This is a genomic window from Klebsiella sp. MBT K-1, assembly GCF_002556465.1.
In the GTDB taxonomy this organism is placed as follows: Bacteria; Pseudomonadota; Gammaproteobacteria; order Enterobacterales; family Enterobacteriaceae; genus Klebsiella; species Klebsiella grimontii.
In genome coordinates, this window is the sequence record NZ_PDEL01000015.1 from 1 (window position 1) to 16550 (window position 16550).

Consider the following 16550-nt stretch of genomic DNA (forward strand, 5'->3'; position numbering starts at 1 on the left):
GTGATTAGCTCAGCTGGGAGAGCACCTCCCTTACAAGGAGGGGGTCGGCGGTTCGATCCCGTCATCACCCACCACTTTCTCGCCAGCTGGATTTCTTGCCGTAAAATGAAGTACCGAAGTGGGTGATTAGCTCAGCTGGGAGAGCACCTCCCTTACAAGGAGGGGGTCGGCGGTTCGATCCCGTCATCACCCACCACTTCGGGTCGTTAGCTCAGTTGGTAGAGCAGTTGACTTTTAATCAATTGGTCGCAGGTTCGAATCCTGCACGACCCACCAATGTAAAAAAGCGCCCTAAAGGCGCTTTTTTGCTATCTGCGATACACAAAGCCGGAGCAGCCTTTTACCTTGCCATCCGGCAATGACGCTTAATTCACTAGCGCCGCAACCAGTTTCTCCAGCGCAGGCGTCGCCTGATGCTGGTCATAGACGATATACAAATCAGCGGGTATCCGCTCTTCCAGCGGACGAAACGCAACCCCCGGCCATGCCATCTGCGCGTAGCTATCGGCGATGAGCGTAATGCCGATCCCCATACTGACCATCGCCAGCACCGTTTGCGGCTCCATTACCTCACGGATAATCATCGGCGAGAATCCGGCACTCTGGCACACGCGTTGTAAAAACGTCCAGTCGGTATGTATTGAGGGCATAGTGACAAAATATTCGTTACGCAACGTCGCAAGCGGGATCGTCTTACGCGCGGCTAGCGGATGCTCTTCCGGCATGGCCACCAGAAAAGAGGACTCATGCAAGCGCAGGCTGGTAAAGCCAGGAGAAGGCGCCGTCGCCATTCGCCAGACGCCGGCGTCCAGCTCGCGTCGTTCCAGCATCGCCATCTGCATCGCGGGCATATTCTCTCTGAAAAGCACTTCCACGTTAGGATGCTCTTTCAAAAAACGACGCATCACCGGACGCATTTTTCCCCACATTGCCGTGCCTATCACGCCCAACTCCACCCGCCCGGCCTCACCCCGCCCAATCTGTTCCACGCGCGCCAGAGCCTGATTCGCGCTGGAAAGCAGACGACGGGACTCCTCCATCAGGATTTTTCCTGCGTGGGTCAAGGCCACGCTGCGGGAGTGACGAACAAACAATAGCGTGCCGAGCTGCTGCTCCAGATCTTTGATGTGAATGCTGAGCGGAGGCTGGGACATATTCAGCCGCGCCGCCGCACGACCAAAATGCAGCTCTTCTGCGACAGCCAGAAAATAGCGCAATAACTTCAGATCGATACGATGCGTGCGTTCCATGGCTCATGCGCTCCTGGGGCGAAGGATAATGCGCAAAGTTACCACATTACATCAGAGAAAATGAAACGGCGGGACATGCCCCGCCGCTGAAGAGGATTAATGGGCCAGCTCTTTCTCCATTCGCTGCTCAGGTTCATGTTTATAGCGGAAGAACAGGGCAAAAATGACCGCCAGCATTAATGAATAGGCTGCGAACACCAGCCAGATGGTCTGCCAGTCCTTTACGCCGTCCAGAGAAAAGTAGTCCACGGCCAAGCCGCTGAGAACCGAACCAACCCACGCGCCGACACCGTTCACCATGGTCATAAACAGCCCCTGCGCGCTGGCGCGAATATTCGCTCCCACCTGTTGCTCAACGAATACCGACCCTGAAATATTAAAGAAGTCGAATGCGCAGCCGTAAACAATCATCGACATCAACAGCAGTACAAAACCGAACGGAGACGGATCGCCAAAGGCAAAAAAGCCAAAGCGCAGCGTCCACGCCAGCATACTCATCAGCATGACCGTTTTAATGCCAAAGCGTTTCAGAAAGAATGGAATAGTGAGAATAAAGGCGACTTCCGCCATCTGCGAAACAGAAAGCAAAATAGAGGGATAGCGCACGACAAAGCTGTCGGCAAACGCCGGGTTGCGGGCGAAATCATGCAGGAAGGGGTTACCGAAGACGTTGGTGATTTGCAGTACCGCCCCGAGCATCATTGCGAAGAAAAAGAAAATGGCCATCCGCGGATTTTTAAACAATACGAATGCATCCAGCCCCAGTCTCGCGGCCAATGTGGTGCTGGCTTTCTTCTCGGTCACGGGAATTTTCGGTAGCGTAAACGCGTAGAGCGCCAGCAATAACGACGCGGCAGAGGCGATATACAGCTGCGCGCTGCTCAGCTCCAGCCCCATCAGGCTCACCATCCACATGGCGACAATAAAGCCGAGCGTGCCAAACACGCGAACAGGCGGAAACGCGGTCGCCGGATCCTGACCGGACTGCGCCAGGCAGGAGTAGGAGACGCTATTAGACAAGGAGATGGTCGGCATGTAGGCCATCGCGTTAATCAGCATTACCCAGAACATGGTATCCGGGTCGGTAACGGTCGTCGCATAAAGAAGCACTCCTGCGCAGACCAGATGGCAGAGCATGTAGGCCCGTTCTGCACGTAGCCATTTATCGGCAATAATTCCCATAACGCCGGGCATGATAATAGCCGCCAGCCCTTTGGAGCTATAGACCATACCGACGTTTGCGCCGGTGAAATGCAACGTGTTTATCATGTAAGAACCCAGGGTGACCAGCCAGCTTCCCCAGATAAAATATTGCAAAAACGACATGAGCTTTAAGCGAGAGGCGATACCCATTTTTCCGTTCCTTGCCATTAAAGTAAAACCCCGCAAGCGGGGTCATATTTATTATTTTTTTCAGGCCAGTTTGCGCAAGAAGCCGCAGATCAGGTTGATAAAGTTCTGCCGGGAGAGTTCGGCCGCCGCCAGGGTTTGCGCGTGAGATAATTTCACATCGCCCAGCCCTTCAGCCAGATTGGTAATCGCTGAGACTGCCACCACTTTTAACCCGCAATGACGGGCGGTAATCACTTCCGGCACCACGGACATCCCCACCACATCGCCGCCGATAATCTGCATCATGCGAATCTCTGCCGCCGTCTCAAAATTCGGCCCGGGATAGGAAACAAATACGCCTTCGGTCAGCGGAAACCCTTCTTCCGCCGCCACGCTCTGCAGAACGGCGCGATAATCCGCATCATAGGCGTTGGCCAGAGAGAAAAAGCGCTCGCCGAAACGTTCATCATTCGGGCCAACCATTGGCGTGCCCGGCATCGTATTAATGTGATCGCTGAGCGCCACCAGGCTACCCGGCCCGACCTCCGGGCGCAACGAACCGGCCGCGTTAGTACAAAACAGTAGTTCACACCCCAGCAGCTTTAGCGTGCGGATAGCATCAGTCATCACCGGCATGCCCCGTCCTTCATAGAAGTGCCCGCGCCCTTTCATGCAGGCAACAGGTACGCCGGCCAGATTTCCCAGCACCAGCTCGCCGGCATGGCCGTGAACCGTACTCACCGGGAAGCCGGGCAGCTTCTCGTAAGATATCGCCACCGCATCTTCAATTTGTTCCGCCAGCGCCCCTAGACCAGAACCAAGAATAAAAGCCACGCGCGGCGTAAAATCCGGCTTATATCCGCGAATAATATCGGCGCTATACCAGGGGTTCTGTGAGAAAAGCGTGTCGCTCATAAGCTGTCCTTAAAAACTGAAGAATGGATAAAATGATTGGCTACCATCTTGTTATAACGATGCGACGCAATCGATTACCAATACAGTTTTCCCGGACGTTTGATATCAAAAAGCTATTGATTTCATTTCTGATACAAGGGATCGTTTTCGCGTAAGGCGGTAAGCCGGGCCGCCTGCAGCCGCACCACCTCCCACAGCGCCTCTGCGGCTGTCGATAGGGAGCGGTTTTTACGCCGCGCCAGCATCAGCTGGCGTTCCACTACCGGCGTCAGCCGCTTCACCTGCAAACGGCTCCCCTGCGGGAGCGGCAGCGCTAATGCGGGTAATATACTGATGCCTATCCCCGACTCAACCATCGGAAATAGCGTGGCCGGATGCCCGATTTCCTGCACGATGTTCGCGGTAACGGCGAATCCTGAAAGCGCAGCATCAATCAGCGGACGGCTGCCAGAAGCATAATCCTGCAAAACCAGCCGCTGGTGCTGTAGGTCCTGCCAGCTCACCGCGTCCCGTCCGGCAAAAGGGTGATCGCTGCGGCAAAGCAGCAGGAATGGTTCAGCGAGAACCGTCTCGCACTGTAAATCGGTCGCGGCGCCGGGATCGATAACGATACCAAAATCCACTTCTCCCTGCCGAATGCTCTCCAGCACCCACTGCTGGGGGCGATCGTGCAGAACGAAATCTATCTCCGGATAGCGCCGGTTGCTGTAGGCAATGCACTGCGGGATCAGATGGGCGGAAATGGTCTGACTGGCCGCCACCCGGACGGTGCCCATCAGCTGCTGCCCGACGCGACCGGCCTCACGCAGCGTGCTATTGAGTTCATCCAGCAAGCGCTCAAGCCGGGCCGCCAGCTGCTGTCCTGCCTCCGTGAGCACCACTTCACGCGTCGTTCGGTCAAGCAGGCGTACGCCGGTCTGGTGCTCCAGCTCTTTTACGCTATGGCTGACCGCAGACTGGCTAAGACCAATACTCTCCCCTGCCCGGCTAAAGCTTTTAACGCGGGCAACGGTCACAAAAACTTTTAACTGACGCAGCGAATAATTCATCTCTTTTTTTCATGAATAGATGCAATAAATCGATTTTATTTCTCAAACTAAAGAAAGCACAATAGCGACATCGATTTTCAGGAGCGTTTATGAAATTTTTCCGCATTCTTGATCCATTCACCCTAACGTTAGTCACCGTCGTCCTGCTGGCCTCCTTTTTTCCTGCGCGCGGCGGATTTGTCCCCTTCTTTGAACATTTAACCACCGCCGCCATCGCGCTGCTGTTCTTTATGCACGGCGCCAAGCTCTCGCGTGAGGCGATCGTTGCCGGGGGCAGCCACTGGCGTCTGCATCTCTGGGTTATGTGCAGCACGTTTATCGTTTTTCCCGTGCTTGGCGTGCTGTTCGCCTGGTGGGCGCCCGTTAACGTCGATCCGGCGCTCTATACCGGGTTTATTTATCTCTGCATTCTTCCCGCCACCGTCCAGTCGGCCATTGCGTTTACCTCTCTGGCGGGCGGCAACGTGGCGGCTGCGGTATGCTCGGCTTCGGCCTCAAGCCTGCTGGGGATCTTCATTTCGCCACTGCTGGTCGGCCTGTTGATGAACCTGCACGGCGCGGGCGGGAGTCTGGAGCAGGTCGGCAAGATTATGCTGCAGCTGTTGCTGCCGTTTGTGCTGGGACATCTCTCGCGTCCATGGATTGGCAACTGGGTGGCAAAACATAAAAAGTGGATCTCGAAAACCGACCAGACCTCCATCCTGCTGGTGGTCTATTCGGCGTTCAGCGAGGCGGTGGTTAACGGTATCTGGCACAAAGTCGGCGTTGGTTCGCTGCTGTTTATCGTTATTGTCAGCATCGTGCTGCTGGCGATTGTCATTGCTATCAACGTGTTTGTGGCGCGCCGGTGCGGGTTCAATAAAGCGGATGAAATTACGATTGTCTTCTGCGGGTCGAAGAAGAGCCTGGCGAACGGCATTCCGATGGCCAATATTCTCTTCCCGACCTCAATTCTGGGAATAATGGTGCTGCCGCTGATGATCTTCCATCAGATTCAGCTTATGGTCTGTGCGGTGCTGGCGCGGCGCTATAAGCGCCAGGCCGAAGCGTTACAGGCGCAGGAGAAAAATCGCGCCTCCGAAGCCTAACGCGGACGCTTAAGGGGCTCGACCAGGCTGGTCAGCCCCTCCGTTTTAATCAATAGCGTTAATGCCATCAGCTCGCCAAGATGCCCGGCGGGAAATTGATCCTTACGGGCAAACCACAGCAAATACTCTTCCGGCACATCGATTAAGCGCCGCCCTTTGTATTTACCAAACGGCATTTCCGTATTGGCAATCTCAATAAGCTGCTCTTTATCCACGCGACTCTCCGAGCAGACGCAGCATTTCGTCTTCATCGATCACCGCAATCCCTAGCTCCTGCGCTTTGGCGAGCTTAGAGCCCGCCGCCTCCCCGGCGATAACCAGGTCGGTCTTCTTCGACACGCTGCCCGCCACCTTCGCGCCGAGCTCAACCAGCCGGGCTTTCGCATCATCACGGGAGAGCTGACTCAGGCTACCGGTCAGAACCACCGTTTTGCCGGCAAAGGGGCTATCGATCTCTTCCGCATTGACCACCACCGGCGCCGGCCAGCGGACGCCTTCTTTACGCAGCTGAGCAATCACTTCGCGATTGCTCTCTTCGGCAAAGAAATTACGCACGTGCGTGGCGACCACAATCCCGACATCGGGCACTTTTTGCAGATCGTCAATTGAGGCCTGCTCCAGCGCCTCAATGGTGCCAAAGTGAGCCGCTAAACCGGCTGCCGTCGCCTCACCCACTTCGCGGATCCCCAGCGCGTAAAGGAAACGGGCAAAGGTGGTCTCTTTTGACTTCTCCAGCGCATCCACCACGTTTTGCGCTGATTTTGGCCCCATGCGATCGAGCCCGGTAAGCTTACCCGGCGTCAGTTGAAAGAGATCGGCAGGCGTATGCACGTACTCTTTTTCAACCAGCTGATCGATGATTTTATCGCCCATTCCCTCCACGTCCAGGGCGCGACGGGAGACAAAATGCTTGAGCGCTTCTTTACGCTGGGCGCCGCAGATCAGACCGCCGGTACAGCGGGTCACCACTTCGCCTTCTACGCGTTCAACGTCGGAATGACATACCGGGCAATGGGTGGGAAACACGATTTCACGCGTCTCCTCCGGGCGTTCTGAGAGAACGACGTTCACGACCTGAGGGATAACATCACCGGCGCGGCGAATAACCACCTTATCGCCGATGCGCAGCCCCAGACGCTCGATTTCATCAGCATTATGCAGCGTCGCGTTGCTGACCAGGACGCCGGCGACCTGTACCGGCTCCAGACGCGCTACCGGCGTGATGGCGCCGGTACGCCCGACCTGAAACTCGACATCGCGCACGAAAGTCATCTGCTCCTGGGCCGGAAACTTAAACGCCACCGCCCAGCGCGGCGCGCGGGCCACGAAGCCAAGCTGTTCCTGAAGCGCAAGCGAATCCACTTTGATAACCACACCGTCAATATCAAACCCCAGATTCGGCCGATCTTCTTCAACCTTGCGATAGTAAGTAAGCACTTCCTCTGGAGAATGGCAGAGCTTTACGCGCTCGCTGACCGGCAGCCCCCAGAACTTAAACTGCTGCAAGCGCGCTGAGTGGCTTCGCGGCAGCTCGCCGCCTTCCAGCACGCCCACGCCGTAGCAAAAGAAAGTGAGTGGACGCTTCGCGGTAATCCGCGGATCGAGCTGGCGTAAAGAACCTGCAGCGGCGTTTCGCGGGTTAGCAAATACCTTCCCGCCGGTTCGCCGCGCCTCTTCATTGATTTTTTCGAACCCCGCCCGCGGCAGGAAAACCTCTCCACGAACCTCAAGCCGCTGCGGAATATTGTCGCCGCGAAGCTTCAGAGGGATAGCGCGAATGGTGCGTACGTTGGAGGTGATATCTTCACCGGTCGTTCCATCGCCGCGGGTCGCCGCCTGTACCAGCAAGCCGTTTTCATACAGGATACTGACCGCCAGGCCATCCAGCTTGAGCTCACAGCAGTAGGTCAGATCATCGGTATTTTTCAACCGATCCTGAACGCGCTTATTAAACGCAAGGAAGCTCTCTTCATCGAAAACGTTATCCAGCGACAGCATCGGCACTTCATGGCGAATCTGGCTGAATGCGGCTAGCGGTGCGGCGCCGACGCGCTGGGTAGGTGAATCGGGCGTAATCAATTCAGGATGTTGAGCTTCCAGTTCACGTAGTTCACGCATCAGCCGATCGTATTCAGCATCAGGAATTTCCGGCGTATCCATGACGTGGTACAGGTATTCATGATGGCGAAGCGTGGTTCGCAGTTCAGTCAGTTTTTGTTCGTTCGATTCCATATCACACCATCAATGATAAAAAACCCCCGACGGGCGGGGGTTCAGGATGAGTAGATGAAACGCAAGAAGATGAATCAGGCGTTAGCCTCTTTCACTTCACGAATACGGTCTTGATATTCGCGCAGTTTTTGCGGCGTCATCATCCGACGCTGATCGTCCAGCACTACGCCGCCGACTTCATCGGCAATGTACTGCGCGGACTGCAACATCAGCTTAAAGTTTTGCAGTTCATCGCCAAAGGACGGAACCTGCATAAAGATAGTTACCCCAGGCGTCATCATATCCGCCATGCTGTCCGGATTGAAGGTGCCGGGCTTAACCATATTGGCCAGGCTGAAGAGCACCTGACCGCTGCCGTCCGGGCTGAGGTGACGATGGAAGATATTCATATCGCCAAATTTGAAACCCGCCTGCTGGATGCTGTTGATTAACAGCTCGCCGTTAAGCTGCGAACCGTGGTGCGCGGCGACGTTCATCACGATAACCGTCTCCTTACGCTCTTTAGGCTGCGGCGCGGCCTGCTGCGGCTCAGGGGCCTGAGGTTCTGGCGTCGGCTGAGGCTCTGGAGCGACAGCGGGTTGTTGAACCGGCTGCTGCACATGCTGAACGGGTTGCTGTGGCTGCGGAGGCTGTACCGGCTGCATTACCGGCTGCTGAGGCGGCACGGCGTGATGCGGTTGCTGAACCGGGGCCTGCGGGCGAACAGGCTGTTGTTGCGGCGGCTGCGCTGCACGGACAGGCTCTTCCGGGCGCACAGGTGGCTGCTGCGCCTGACGCTCATAAGGAGGCTGATACTGGTGCTGCGGCTGACGAGGTGCTTCATGCTCCCCATGAACGCCATTCGGCGCATGACTGGCCCGATGAACCCGGACTTCACCAACGCCTTCAACATCGTCATTAAAGTCGTCGCCTTCCGACTCTTCATCGTCGCGTGACTTCATACGTTTCAGTGGGCGATCGCGAAACATCGAGGAGCGCTCTTTACGGCTGGTCCAAAAACCGTGCACCAGTAAAGCGATTATGGCGATCGCGCCAACAATGATTAATATCAGACGCAAATCCTGCATCATTATATTCTCTGTTGTTCTAACACCTTGCCACCACGGCAAACATTTACTCACTAAGAGTATTTGCCGATTACATCAAGTGCAAGTGCGTCTGGGGCTTTCACTACATAAAGATGAACTAAATCGTGCTTTTTGCTGTTTTTTCGAACATTTCCTAACTGGTTATTGTCTGCTAACCCGATAAAATAGCCCGGCATTCAGCCTGGATGTCAAAAAAGGAGCATTACCTGACTATGGTTTCATCATCCGTAACGACCCCGCGCAGTGGCGTCTACTACTTTTCGCAGGGTTGGAAGCTGATCGGGCTGCCGGGGATCCGTCGATACGTATTCCTCCCTTTGCTCGTCAACATTATTCTGATGGGCGGCGCATTCTGGTGGTTGTTCACGCGTCTGGGCAGCTGGATCCCCTCTTTGATGAGCCATGTTCCTGAATGGCTGCAATGGCTTAACTATCTGCTGTGGCCCATGGTGGTCATTTCTATACTGCTTGTCTTCGGCTACTTCTTCTCGACAATCGCCAACTGGATTGCCGCCCCCTTTAGCGGCCTGCTGGCCGAGCAGCTTGAAGCGCGCCTGACGGGCGCGACGCCGCCGGACGTCGGGATTTTCGGCATCATGAAAGATGTGCCGCGCATCATGAAGCGTGAGTGGCAGAAGTTCGCCTGGTATCTCCCGCGGGCCATCGTTCTGCTGATCCTTTACTTCATTCCCGGTATCGGCCAGACCATAGCTCCCGTGCTGTGGTTCCTGTTCAGCGCCTGGATGCTGGCGATTCAGTACTGCGATTATCCTTTTGATAACCATAAGGTGCCGTTTAAAACGATGCGCCAGGCGCTGCGCACGCGTAAAGTGACCAATATGCAGTTTGGCGCCTTAACCAGCCTGTTTACCATGATCCCGATACTGAACCTGGTGATCCTGCCCGTCGCTATTTGCGGCGCGACGGCAATGTGGGTCGACTGCTACCGCGACAAACACGCGATGTGGAAGTAGCGCTATCGCTTTCGGAGCGGCTTATGCCGCTCCTTATTACTTCTGGCTTGTCATTATTTCTCTTCCGAATATAGATATGCTAAATCCTTACTTCCGCATATTCTTTAAGCGGGTATGCTGAAGCCGTACTCCCAAATTTCATACAGTTAAGGACGGGCCATGAGTAAGATTTTTGAAGACAACTCCCTGACTATCGGCCATACGCCGCTGGTACGACTGAACCGCATCGGTAACGGGCGCATCCTGGCAAAGGTAGAATCTCGTAACCCGAGCTTTAGCGTAAAATGCCGTATCGGTGCCAATATGATTTGGGATGCCGAAAAACGCGGCGTGCTGAAACCCGGCGTTGAGCTGGTGGAACCGACCAGCGGTAATACCGGTATCGCTCTGGCCTACGTGGCTGCGGCGCGCGGTTATAAACTGACGCTGACGATGCCGGAGACCATGAGCATCGAACGCCGCAAGCTGCTGAAGGCCCTGGGCGCCAATCTGGTGCTGACCGAAGGCGCTAAAGGCATGAAAGGCGCCATCCAGAAAGCCGAAGAGATTGTCGCCAGCAATCCGGAGAAATTCCTGCTGCTGCAGCAGTTCAGCAACCCGGCCAACCCGGAAATTCATGAAAAAACCACCGGCCCGGAAATCTGGGAAGATACCGATGGTCAGGTTGACGTCTTCATCTCCGGCGTCGGTACTGGCGGTACGCTGACCGGCGTGAGCCGCTATATCAAAGGCACCAAGGGTAAAAAAGATCTGATTACCGTTGCCGTTGAACCCACCGATTCCCCGGTTATCGCCCAGGCGCTGGCAGGCGTTGAGCTGAAGCCCGGCCCGCATAAAATTCAGGGTATTGGCGCAGGCTTTATCCCAGGCAACCTGGATTTGAAGCTGGTGGATAAAGTGGTTGCGATCACCAACGAAGAAGCCATTTCCACCGCGCGCCGCCTGATGGAAGAGGAAGGCATTCTGGCCGGGATCTCTTCTGGCGCCGCCGTTGCCGCTGCGCTGAAGCTGCAGCAGGATGAATCCTTTACCAATAAGAATATTGTGGTTATCCTACCTTCTTCAGGTGAGCGCTATTTAAGCACCGCATTGTTTGCCGATCTTTTCACTGAGAAAGAACTGCAACAGTAATGCCAGCTTGTTAACATCGTGTAAAAAAGCACCTTTTCAGGTGCTTTTTTGTGGCGCACATCAAACTTTTACCCCTCCTGGCATTGATTCACTTCGTTGGGTCTGGTATTTAACCAGCACATTTATTTCGATGCGCGAAATTATTCCGATTTGGATTTCCATAAGCTGAATCGATTTTATGATTTGGTTCAAGTCTTCCTTTAGCGGCATAATGTTTAATGACGTGGTAGACGTTAACGGCCTGAAGGTTTCCACAGCGATTCGCTGCTGCTGGTGCCGGAGCCGGATACGTGATGCCGGCGCTAACGATACAGGCTAAAGTTTGGCCGTTAGGCTAAACTTTAGGTCCACAACACTAAACCTATAAGTTGGGGAAATATAATGTTCCAGCAAGAAGTTACTATTACCGCTCCGAACGGTCTGCACACCCGCCCTGCTGCTCAGTTTGTTAAAGAAGCAAAAGGCTTCACTTCTGAGATCACTGTAACCTCCAACGGCAAAAGCGCCAGCGCCAAAAGCCTGTTCAAACTGCAGACTCTGGGCCTGACCCAGGGCACCGTTGTGACTCTCTCTGCCGAAGGCGAAGATGAGCAGAAAGCAGTTGAGCATCTGGTTAAACTGATGGCTGAACTCGAGTAAGTTCACGGGTTCTTTTTAATATCAGTCACAAGTAAGGTAGGGTTATGATTTCAGGCATTTTAGCATCCCCGGGTATCGCTTTCGGCAAAGCTCTTCTGCTGAAAGAAGACGAAATTGTCATCGACCGGAAGAAAATTTCTGCCGATAAGGTTGATCAGGAAGTTGAACGTTTTCTGAACGGCCGCACCAAGGCCTCCGCCCAGCTGGAGGTCATCAAAACCAAAGCTGGTGAAACTTTCGGTGAAGAAAAAGAAGCCATCTTCGAAGGGCACATCATGCTGCTGGAAGATGAGGAGCTTGAGCAGGAAATCATAGCCCTGATTAAAGATAAGCATATGACTGCCGATGCGGCAGCCAATGAAGTTATCGAAGGTCAGGCTACTGCCCTGGAAGAACTGGATGACGAATACCTGAAAGAGCGTGCGGCTGACGTACGCGACATCGGTAAGCGCCTGCTGCGCAACATCCTCGGTCTGGCCATCATCGATCTGAGCGCGATTCAGGATGAAGTTATTCTGGTTGCCGCTGACCTCACTCCGTCTGAAACCGCGCAGCTGAACCTGAACAAGGTGCTGGGTTTCATTACCGACGCGGGCGGTCGTACTTCCCACACCTCCATCATGGCGCGTTCCCTTGAACTGCCGGCCATCGTGGGCACCGGCAGCGTGACCAGCCAGGTGAAAAACGGCGACTATCTGGTTCTCGACGCGGTGAATAATCAGGTTCTGGTTAACCCGAGCGACCAACAAATCGAAGAACTGCGCAACCTGCAGGCTCAGGTCGCTGAAGAAAAAGCGGAACTGGCTAAGCTGAAAGACCTGCCGGCCATCACGCTGGACGGCCATCAGGTTGAAGTCTGCGCCAACATCGGTACCGTACGCGACGTTGAAGGTGCCGAGCGTAACGGTGCAGAAGGCGTTGGCTTATATCGTACAGAATTCCTGTTCATGGACCGCGACTCGCTGCCAACTGAAGAAGAACAGTTCGCCGCTTACAAAGCCGTTGCCGAAGCGTGCGGCTCGCAGGCGGTTATCGTTCGCACCATGGACATCGGCGGCGACAAAGAGCTGCCGTACATGAACTTCCCGAAAGAAGAGAACCCGTTCCTCGGCTGGCGCGCGGTGCGCATCGCCATGGATCGCAAAGAGATTCTGCGCGACCAGGTTCGTGCAATCCTGCGTGCTTCCGCTTTCGGTAAACTGCGCATCATGTTCCCGATGATCATCTCTGTTGAAGAAGTGCGTGCACTGAAAAAAGAGATCGAAATCTACAAACAGGAACTGCGCGACGAAGGTAAAGCTTTTGATGAGTCCATTGAGATTGGCGTGATGGTGGAAACCCCAGCCGCTGCGACAATTGCTCGTCACTTAGCCAAAGAAGTTGATTTCTTTAGTATCGGTACCAATGATTTAACGCAGTATACTCTGGCAGTTGACCGTGGTAATGATATGATTTCACATCTTTACCAGCCAATGTCCCCGTCCGTGCTGACGCTGATTAAGCAAGTTATTGATGCTTCTCATGCTGAAGGCAAATGGACTGGCATGTGCGGTGAGCTTGCGGGCGATGAACGTGCTACACTTCTGTTGCTGGGTATGGGTCTGGACGAGTTCTCTATGAGCGCCATTTCCATCCCGCGCATCAAGAAGATTATCCGTAACACGAACTTCGAAGATGCGAAAGTATTAGCAGAGCAGGCTCTTGCTCAACCGACAACGGACGAGTTAATGACGCTGGTTAACAAGTTCATTGAAGAAAAAACAATCTGCTAATTCACGAGATGCGCGGCCCAAATTACTGCTTAGGAGAAGATCATGGGTTTGTTCGATAAATTGAAATCTCTGGTTTCTGATGACAAAAAAGACACCGGAACTATTGAGATTGTTGCCCCGCTCTCTGGCGAGATCGTCAACATTGAAGACGTGCCGGATGTAGTTTTCGCGGAAAAAATTGTGGGTGATGGCATTGCTATCAAACCTACTGGCAACAAAATGGTTGCGCCGGTAGATGGTACCATCGGTAAAATTTTTGAAACCAACCATGCTTTTTCAATCGAATCTGATAGCGGCATCGAGCTGTTCGTTCACTTCGGTATTGATACCGTTGAACTGAAAGGCGAAGGCTTCAAACGTATCGCTGAAGAAGGCCAGCGTGTGAAAGTCGGCGACCCGGTTATCGAATTCGATCTGCCGCTGCTGGAAGAGAAAGCCAAGTCTACCCTGACTCCGGTTGTTATCTCCAACATGGACGAGATCAAAGAGCTGATCAAACTGTCCGGTAGCGTAACCGTGGGTGAAACGCCGGTTATCCGCATCAAGAAGTAATTCTTGCCGCAGAATAATGGCGCCTCTCAGGGCGCCATTATTTTATCTCGCCGCTTTAAACGGCCGATAGCACTTCTCCCGCGAAAGTATTTTCATCCCCTCAGGGCCGCTTTCCAGAATCCGCTTCTCGCTGTCAGAAACCTGTAAATCACACTGATATCCGCCCACGGCGCCAAATAGCGACCCCACTTCGCAAACATCTTCCAGCGCTTCGCTGCCGGTCGTCTCAAAATGACCGACGACTCTTCCCTGCTGGCGCACCACTAAGCGATAGCTCTTCATACTCCCTCCCCTCGCGGCGGCAGAATGAGCTCATCGCAGCCCTGTTCCTCGGTCCATGTCATGACCGCCAGCACCCGCTGCGCGGCGGCTTTAGCGGCATCGCCCAGCGGTATCCCGCAAACCAGGCCGCTCGCCAGTTCGGCGCAAAAAAGGTCGCCCGTTCCCTTGAGGTCGGTTTCTACACGCGGATGTTCGATCACCTCGACCGACTCTGCGCTAACCACCAGCACGTTGATCGTGGCGCTATCCGCTCCCGGCGCGCTGGTAATAACCACCCATTGCAGTGAATCAGAGAGCAGACTACGGGCGGCAATAATCGCCTCCTGCTGATGATGACAAGGCAGGCCGCTTAGCGTCTCCAGCTCAAACAGATTGGGCGTGATCCCCTGAGCCAGCGGGAGCAAATGCGTACGATAGGCTTCAGGGATCTCGGCCTTGACGTAGATACCGCTATCCACATCGCCAATGACGGGATCAACGAGAATACACAGTTCAGGACGCTGCTCACGAATGCGCTGCAGCCATTGCGCCAAACGCTTAATCTGCACGGCGCTGCCCATATAGCCGGTCGTTACCGCCCGCAGCTCGCGGAGCGCGTCACGCTCCTCCAGCGCCTTTAAATAACCGGCAAACCACTCTTCCGGGATCACCCCGCCGTAGTAGGTATCGTAATGCGGCGTATTGCTAAACAGCACCGTCGGCACCGCCATCACCCGCAGGCCGTGCTGCTTTATCGCCGGTATCGCAATACTGTTGCCTACGCTGCCGTAAACCACCTGCGACTGCACGGCCACAATATCGACCTGCAGCGCACGGCTTTTATCGCTAAAGAGCACCGATTGTATTTCATCTTGCTGATCCATCCTTTCTCCTCCTGCTGGACAGCGAGTCAGACTCTGATTATCATTCGTCCTATGCTAAAATTCATTTTGTCATAGGTCAATAATGATCGTTGGAAAAACTGCCAGTGAGATCTTCGATAATATCCGCCATCTGGTACAAAGCGGCGCGCTCAAGCCTGGCGATATTTTGCCGCCGGTCCGCGAGCTGGCGGGCAAGCTGGCGGTTAACCGCAATACCGTCGCTGCCGCCTATAAGCGCCTGGTAACCTCCGGTCTGGCCGTCAGTCAGGGGCGTAATGGCACCGCCATTAAAACGCATAATACTCTTCCCGCCCTTGAAGGGGGCGATCCCTCTTCCCCGCTGAAGGATATTTCCAGCGGCAATCCCGATCCCGCTCGCCTGGCGAACCTCAAGCACTCCCTCGGCGCGATTGCTTTAGCGCCACGTCTGTACGGCGATGCGGCGGTTGAGCCCCGGCTGGTCGCGTGGGCCAGTCGCTGGGTTAACCCGGATCTGGAGATGGACGCCGAGATTAACCTCGCCAGCGGCGCCGTCGATGCGCTTGAGCGCCTGCTATGCGCCCTGTTGCTGCCCGGCGATAGCGTGGCCATTGAAGATCCCTGCTTTCTCAGCAGCATCAATATGCTGCGCTATGCCGGTTTTCACCCTTCGCCGGTGCCGGTCGACGGGGAAGGCATGCAGCCTGAGCCCCTTGAAGAGGCGCTGCGCAACGGCGCCCGGGCGGTCATTATCACCCCGCGCGCGCACAATCCGACCGGCTGTAGCCTCAGCGAATCCCGCGCCCGGGCAATACGCGAAATACTGGCCCGCTATCCGCAGGTTCTGGTAATTGTTGACGATCATTTCGCGCTGCTCTCCGCCACGCCCTGGTACTCCCCTATCGCCGCGGAAAGCCAGCGTTGGGCGCTGGTACGCTCCCTGTCAAAAACCCTGGGGCCGGATATACGTCTGGCCATCGTCGCCAGCGACGCCGACACGTCGGCGGCGCTGCGCCTCAGGCTTAATTCCGGTAGCCAATGGGTCAGCCATCTGTTGCAGGATCTGGTCATCGCCTGCCTTAACGACAACGCCTTTATGGCCTCTCTGGCGGAAACCCGGCGCCACTATCGTCAACAGCATGAAAAGCTGATTGCCGCCCTCGCCAGCCGCGGAATCACCCACCTGACGCCAGGAGACGGGCTTAATTTTTGGTTCCCGCTGGAGGAGCCGAGTCAGCCGGTGGCGCTTCGTCTGGCGCACGCCGGCTGGCTGGTTCGCGAAGGCGAAACGTTCGGTATCCGCGAACCAGCGCACGGGCTACGGCTGTCGCTTGCGACGCTAAGCGAGAATGAAATTAATAAGCTCGCCAATGACTTATACCAGATATTACAACAACAGTGACG

16 protein-coding genes and 2 tRNA genes are annotated in these 16550 nt (G+C 55.0%); 9 read left to right on the forward strand and 9 right to left on the reverse strand.

Going from position 1 to position 16550, the window contains the following annotated elements; translation table 11 throughout:
- Positions 1–120: 120 nt before the first annotated feature.
- Both CMQ96_RS21135 and CMQ96_RS21140 read left to right on the forward strand, forming a co-directional pair.
- Positions 121–196, forward strand: a tRNA-Val gene (locus tag CMQ96_RS21135).
- 4 nt (positions 197–200) lie between these two features.
- Positions 201–276 (forward strand) — tRNA-Lys (locus tag CMQ96_RS21140).
- Between the two features lie 89 nt (positions 277–365).
- Here the strand turns inward: CMQ96_RS21140 and CMQ96_RS21145 are convergent.
- From CMQ96_RS21145 to CMQ96_RS21160, 4 genes are all read right to left on the reverse strand, one after another.
- Entirely contained in the window at positions 366–1250 is an 885-nt protein-coding gene (locus CMQ96_RS21145; RefSeq protein ID WP_098067298.1) for a LysR family transcriptional regulator, read from the reverse strand.
- A gap of 96 nt (positions 1251–1346) precedes the next feature.
- A complete protein-coding gene (locus CMQ96_RS21150; protein WP_004870802.1) occupies positions 1347–2603 on the reverse strand; it encodes a nucleoside permease in 1257 nt (418 codons plus the stop codon).
- A gap of 60 nt (positions 2604–2663) precedes the next feature.
- Positions 2664–3497, reverse strand: coding sequence for a xanthosine phosphorylase (xapA, locus tag CMQ96_RS21155; RefSeq protein WP_024359305.1), 834 nt, complete (start codon positions 3495–3497; stop codon positions 2664–2666).
- A gap of 122 nt (positions 3498–3619) precedes the next feature.
- Positions 3620–4546 (reverse strand): LysR family transcriptional regulator, encoded by a 927-nt coding sequence (locus CMQ96_RS21160; protein WP_024359306.1) that lies wholly within the window; start codon positions 4544–4546, stop codon positions 3620–3622.
- Positions 4547–4635: 89 nt separating this feature from the next.
- Here CMQ96_RS21160 and CMQ96_RS21165 point away from each other — a divergent pair, with 89 nt between their 5' ends.
- The gene (locus CMQ96_RS21165; RefSeq protein ID WP_004870798.1) at positions 4636–5634 is read left to right on the forward strand and encodes a bile acid:sodium symporter family protein; all 999 of its coding nucleotides are present in this window, start codon (positions 4636–4638) and stop codon (positions 5632–5634) included.
- Here the strand turns inward: CMQ96_RS21165 and CMQ96_RS21170 are convergent.
- The 3 genes from CMQ96_RS21170 to zipA all read right to left on the reverse strand — a co-directional run bounded on the left by CMQ96_RS21170 (position 5631) and on the right by zipA (position 8936).
- Positions 5631–5849, reverse strand: a complete 219-nt coding sequence (locus tag CMQ96_RS21170; RefSeq protein ID WP_004870796.1) for a DUF3820 family protein — start codon at positions 5847–5849, stop codon at positions 5631–5633. The genes CMQ96_RS21165 and CMQ96_RS21170 overlap by 4 nt on opposite strands.
- A complete protein-coding gene (gene ligA, locus CMQ96_RS21175; protein WP_098067299.1) occupies positions 5842–7866 on the reverse strand; it encodes an NAD-dependent DNA ligase LigA in 2025 nt (674 codons plus the stop codon). Before ligA ends, CMQ96_RS21170 begins: the two co-directional genes overlap by 8 nt.
- Before the next feature lie 74 nt (positions 7867–7940).
- Entirely contained in the window at positions 7941–8936 is a 996-nt protein-coding gene (zipA, locus tag CMQ96_RS21180) for a cell division protein ZipA (RefSeq protein WP_176519003.1), read from the reverse strand.
- Positions 8937–9166: 230 nt separating this feature from the next.
- Between zipA and cysZ the strand changes: the two genes are divergently transcribed.
- From cysZ to crr, 5 genes are all read left to right on the forward strand, one after another.
- Positions 9167–9928, forward strand: coding sequence for a sulfate transporter CysZ (cysZ, locus tag CMQ96_RS21185; RefSeq protein WP_004870791.1), 762 nt, complete (start codon positions 9167–9169; stop codon positions 9926–9928).
- Positions 9929–10087: 159 nt separating this feature from the next.
- On the forward strand, positions 10088–11059 hold the full coding sequence (gene cysK, locus CMQ96_RS21190) for a cysteine synthase A (RefSeq protein ID WP_004870789.1): 972 nt from the start codon (positions 10088–10090) through the stop codon (positions 11057–11059).
- A 381-nt stretch (positions 11060–11440) separates the two neighbouring features.
- A complete protein-coding gene (gene ptsH, locus CMQ96_RS21195) occupies positions 11441–11698 on the forward strand; it encodes a phosphocarrier protein Hpr (RefSeq protein ID WP_002913505.1) in 258 nt (85 codons plus the stop codon).
- A 44-nt stretch (positions 11699–11742) separates the two neighbouring features.
- Complete coding sequence (gene ptsI, locus CMQ96_RS21200) at positions 11743–13470, forward strand: phosphoenolpyruvate-protein phosphotransferase PtsI (RefSeq protein WP_004870786.1); 1728 nt, start codon at positions 11743–11745, stop codon at positions 13468–13470.
- 42 nt (positions 13471–13512) lie between these two features.
- Positions 13513–14022: a PTS glucose transporter subunit IIA gene (gene crr / locus CMQ96_RS21205; RefSeq protein WP_000522253.1), complete on the forward strand. Its 510-nt coding sequence runs from the start codon at positions 13513–13515 to the stop codon at positions 14020–14022.
- Between the two features lie 42 nt (positions 14023–14064).
- Here crr and CMQ96_RS21210 read toward each other — a convergent pair whose 3' ends face one another.
- Both CMQ96_RS21210 and pdxK read right to left on the reverse strand, forming a co-directional pair.
- Complete coding sequence (locus CMQ96_RS21210) at positions 14065–14304, reverse strand: hypothetical protein (protein ID WP_004104337.1); 240 nt, start codon at positions 14302–14304, stop codon at positions 14065–14067.
- The gene (gene pdxK, locus CMQ96_RS21215) at positions 14301–15167 is read right to left on the reverse strand and encodes a pyridoxine/pyridoxal/pyridoxamine kinase (protein WP_004870781.1); all 867 of its coding nucleotides are present in this window, start codon (positions 15165–15167) and stop codon (positions 14301–14303) included. Before pdxK ends, CMQ96_RS21210 begins: the two co-directional genes overlap by 4 nt.
- Positions 15168–15249: 82 nt before the next feature.
- On the opposite strand from pdxK, the gene ptsJ reads away from it, so the two are divergent.
- Complete coding sequence (ptsJ, locus tag CMQ96_RS21220) at positions 15250–16548, forward strand: transcriptional regulator PtsJ (protein WP_049088206.1); 1299 nt, start codon at positions 15250–15252, stop codon at positions 16546–16548.
- The last annotated feature ends 2 nt before the right edge of the window (positions 16549–16550 follow it).